This is a genomic window from Streptomyces sp. MK37H, assembly GCF_018035285.1.
GTDB lineage: Bacteria > Actinomycetota > Actinomycetes > Streptomycetales > Streptomycetaceae > Streptomyces > Streptomyces endocoffeicus.
In genome coordinates, this window is the sequence record NZ_JAAAYH010000641.1 from 1 (window position 1) to 3,585 (window position 3,585).

Annotated in this window: 4 protein-coding genes; all 4 read right to left on the reverse strand. The window is 70.0% G+C overall.

The window, feature by feature from the left end:
• Positions 1-1,486: Asp-tRNA(Asn)/Glu-tRNA(Gln) amidotransferase subunit GatB (gatB, locus tag GWI24_RS41990; protein WP_210951275.1), on the reverse strand; the 1,486-nt coding region annotated here is incomplete at its 3' end.
• A gap of 14 nt (positions 1,487-1,500) precedes the next feature.
• Positions 1,501-1,740 carry a hypothetical protein gene (locus GWI24_RS41995; RefSeq protein ID WP_210951276.1) on the reverse strand — a complete coding sequence of 80 codons (240 nt, stop codon included), beginning with the start codon at positions 1,738-1,740 and terminating at the stop codon, positions 1,501-1,503.
• On the reverse strand, positions 1,737-3,230 hold the full coding sequence (gene gatA, locus GWI24_RS42000; protein ID WP_210951277.1) for an Asp-tRNA(Asn)/Glu-tRNA(Gln) amidotransferase subunit GatA: 1,494 nt from the start codon (positions 3,228-3,230) through the stop codon (positions 1,737-1,739). The genes GWI24_RS41995 and gatA overlap by 4 nt, the downstream gene beginning before the upstream one ends.
• A 5-nt stretch (positions 3,231-3,235) precedes the next feature.
• A complete protein-coding gene (gatC, locus tag GWI24_RS42005) occupies positions 3,236-3,532 on the reverse strand; it encodes an Asp-tRNA(Asn)/Glu-tRNA(Gln) amidotransferase subunit GatC (protein ID WP_020868242.1) in 297 nt (98 codons plus the stop codon).
• Positions 3,533-3,585 lie beyond the last annotated feature (53 nt).

Consider the following 3,585-nt stretch of genomic DNA (forward strand, 5'->3'; position numbering starts at 1 on the left):
TCTCCAGGATCAGCTCACGCACCCGCGCCGCGTCCGCCTGGCCGCGCGTGGCCTTCATGACCGCACCGACCAGCGCACCCGCCGCCGCGACCTTGCCGCCGCGGATCTTGTCGGCGATGGCCGCGTTGGCCGCGATCGCCTCGTCCACGGCGGTGCCCAGCGCACCCTCGTCCGAGACGACCTTCAGCCCGCGCTCGGCGACGACCTGGTCCGGGTCGCCCTCGCCCGCGAGGACGCCCTCGATGGTCTGGCGGGCCAGCTTGTCGTTGAGCGAACCCTCCTTGACCAGCGCGCACACCCGCGCCACCTGCGCCGGGGTGATCGGCAGCTCGGCGAGCTCCACCCCGTCCTCGTTGGCTCGGCGGGCCAGCTCGCCCATCCACCACTTACGGGCCTGGTCGGCCGGGGCGCCCTCGTCCATCGTGGCCGTGATCAGGTCGATCGCGCCCGCGTTGAGCACCGACTGCATCTCGTGCCGGGACAGGCCCCACTCCTCGCGCAGCCGGTTGCGGCGCACCCGCGGCAGCTCCGGAAGCCCGCCGCGCAGCTCCTCCACCCACGTCCGGGCGGGGGCGACCGGCACCAGGTCGGGCTCGGGGAAGTAGCGGTAGTCCTCCGCTTCCTCCTTGACCCGGCCGGAGGTCGTGGAGCCGTCCTCCTCGTGGAAGTGGCGGGTCTCCTGGATGATCGTGCCGCCGTCGTTCAGCACCGCGGCATGGCGCTGGATCTCGAAGCGGACCGCGCGCTCGACCGAGCGCAGCGAGTTGACGTTCTTGGTCTCGGAGCGGGTGCCGAACTTGTCGGCGCCCTGCGGGCGCAGCGACAGGTTCACATCGCAGCGCATCTGGCCCATCTCCATGCGCGCCTCGGAGACCCCGAGCGACTTGATGAGCTCGCGCAGCTCGGTCACATAGGCCTTGGCGACCTCCGGGGCCTTCTCCCCGGCGCCGACGATCGGCTTGGTGACGATCTCGATCAGCGGGATCCCGGCCCGGTTGTAGTCCAGGAGGGAGTGCTGGGCGCCGTGGATGCGGCCGGTCGCGCCACCCACATGGGTGGACTTGCCGGTGTCCTCCTCCATATGGGCGCGCTCGATCTCGACGCGGAAGACCTCACCGTCGACGTCGACGTCCAGATAGCCGTTGAAGGCGATCGGCTCGTCGTACTGCGACGTCTGGAAGTTCTTCGGCATATCCGGATAGAAGTAGTTCTTCCGGGCGAAGCGGCACCATTCGGCGATCTCGCAGTTGAGCGCGAGCCCGATCTTGATGGCCGACTCGACGCCGGTCGCGTTGACCACCGGGAGCGAGCCGGGCAGGCCGAGGCAGGTGGGGCAGGTCTGCGTGTTGGGCTCGGCGCCCAGCGCCGTGGAGCACCCGCAGAACATCTTGGTCTTGGTGCCGAGCTCGACGTGCACCTCGAGCCCCATCACGGGGTCGTAGGTGGCGAGGGCGTCCTCGTACGACACCAGTTCAGTGACGGTCACGGAAAACTAACCTCTCAGTCCGCGAGGACGTCGTCGTCGCCCATGCGCTTGAGCTCGCGGATGAGCAGGGCGACGCCGGTGACGATGGCGGCGGCCGAGACCACCGCGTCGGCCAGCTGCAGCTTGTCGTTCTCGGATCGGGCCTTCTTGGCCTGCTTCGCCACACTGACCGCGCCGAACAGCGAGGTCGCGATGGACAGGTAGGTGCCCGGCCTGGACTTCTTGAAGCCCTTCGCCTTCTTGATCGCACTCATAGTGACGGTGCCTCCTCGATCAGCGGGTGGCCCCACTTGTCGATGAGCGCGGCCTCGACCGCGGCACCGACCTTGTAGAGCCGGTCGTCGGCCATGGCGGGGGCGATGATCTGCAGTCCGACCGGCAGACCGTCCTCCGGTGCCAGACCGCAGGGCAGTGACATGGCCGCGTTCCCCGCGAGGTTGGTGGGAATCGTGCAGAGGTCGGCCAGATACATCGCCATCGGGTCGTCGGCGCGCTCGCCGATCGGGAAGGCGGTGGTCGGGGTGGTCGGCGAGATCAGCACGTCGACCCGCTCGAACGCCTTCTCGAAGTCGCGCTTGATCAGCGTACGGACCTTCTGCGCGGAGCCGTAGTACGCGTCGTAGTAGCCGGAGCTGAGCGCGTAGGTGCCGAGCATGATCCGGCGCTTGACCTCGGCGCCGAAGCCCTCCGCACGGGTGAGCGCGGTGACGTCCTCGGCGGACTTGGTGCCGTCGTCGCCCACCCGCAGGCCGTAGCGCATGGCGTCGAAGCGGGCCAGGTTGGACGAGCACTCGGACGGCGCGATCAGGTAGTACGCGGCCAGCGCCTTGTCGAAGGACGGGCAGGAGATCTCCTCGATCTCGGCGCCCAGCTCCCGCAGCAGCTCCACCGACTCGTTGAAGCGCTGCATGACGCCGGCCTGGTAGCCCTCGCCGGCGAACTCCTTGACGACGCCGATCCGCATGCCCCGCACGCTTCCGTTGCGGGCGGCCTCGACCACGGCCGGGACCGGCGCGTCGATGGAGGTCGAGTCCATCGGGTCGTGCCCGGCGATGACCTCGTGCAGCAGCGCCGCGTCCAGCACGGTACGGGCGCAGGGGCCGCCCTGGTCGAGCGAGGACGAGAACGCCACCATGCCGTAGCGGGAGACCCCGCCGTACGTCGGCTTGACCCCGACCGTGCCGGTGACGGCGGCGGGCTGGCGGATCGAGCCGCCGGTGTCGGTGCCGATGGCGAGCGGGGCCTGGAAGGAGGCCAGCGAGGCGGACGAGCCGCCGCCGGAGCCGCCGGGGACCCGGGTGAGGTCCCAGGGGTTGCCGGTGGGGCCGAAGGCGCTGTTCTCGGTCGAGGACCCCATGGCGAACTCGTCCATGTTGGTCTTGCCGAGGACGACCACGTCCGCGTCCCGCAGCCGCTGGGTGACGGTCGCGTCGTACGGCGGGATCCACCCGTCGAGGATCTTGGAACCGACCGTGGTCGGGATCCCCTTGGTGGTGAAGATGTCCTTGAGCGCGAGCGGAACACCGGCCAGCGGGCCCAGCTCCTCGCCGCGCTCCCGCTTCGCGTCGACGGCGCGCGCCTGGGCGAGCGCCCCCTCACGGTCCACGTGCAGGAAGGCGTGCACCTTCTCGTCGACGGCCTCGATACGGGCCAGGTGCGCCTCGGTCACCTCGACGGCGGTGACCTCGCCGGAGGCGATCCTGGCGGCGATCTCGGCCGCGGTGAGCCTGGTCAGGTCGGTCACGGTGGTCACTCCTCCCCCAGGATCTGCGGCACCTTGAAACGCTGCTGCTCCTGGGCCGGGGCGCAGGCCAGCGCCTGCTGCGGGGTCAGGGACGGACGGACCTCGTCCGGGCGCATGACGTTGGTCAGCGGCAGCGGGTGTGAGGTCGGCGGAACGTCTTGGTCGGCGACCTCGGAGACGCGGGCGACCGCGCCGATGATGTCGTCGAGCTGTCCGGCGAAGTGGTCGAGCTCTTCGGCCTTCAGCTCCAGACGCGCCAGCCGGGCGAGGTGGGCGACCTCCTCGCGCGTGATGCCAGGCATGCAGCGATCCTCTGGGTGAGTGGAGTGTTTCGGCCCAATCCTATGGCTCTCCC

What these genes read in the sequence shown, in the direction of transcription:
- GWI24_RS41995 (WP_210951276.1), bottom strand. Translation starts at nt 1,740, where the DNA reads ATGAGTGCGATCAAGAAGGCGAAGGGCTTCAAGAAGTCCAGGCCGGGC.
- gatC (WP_020868242.1), bottom strand. Translation starts at nt 3,532, where the DNA reads ATGCCTGGCATCACGCGCGAGGAGGTCGCCCACCTCGCCCGGCTGGCG.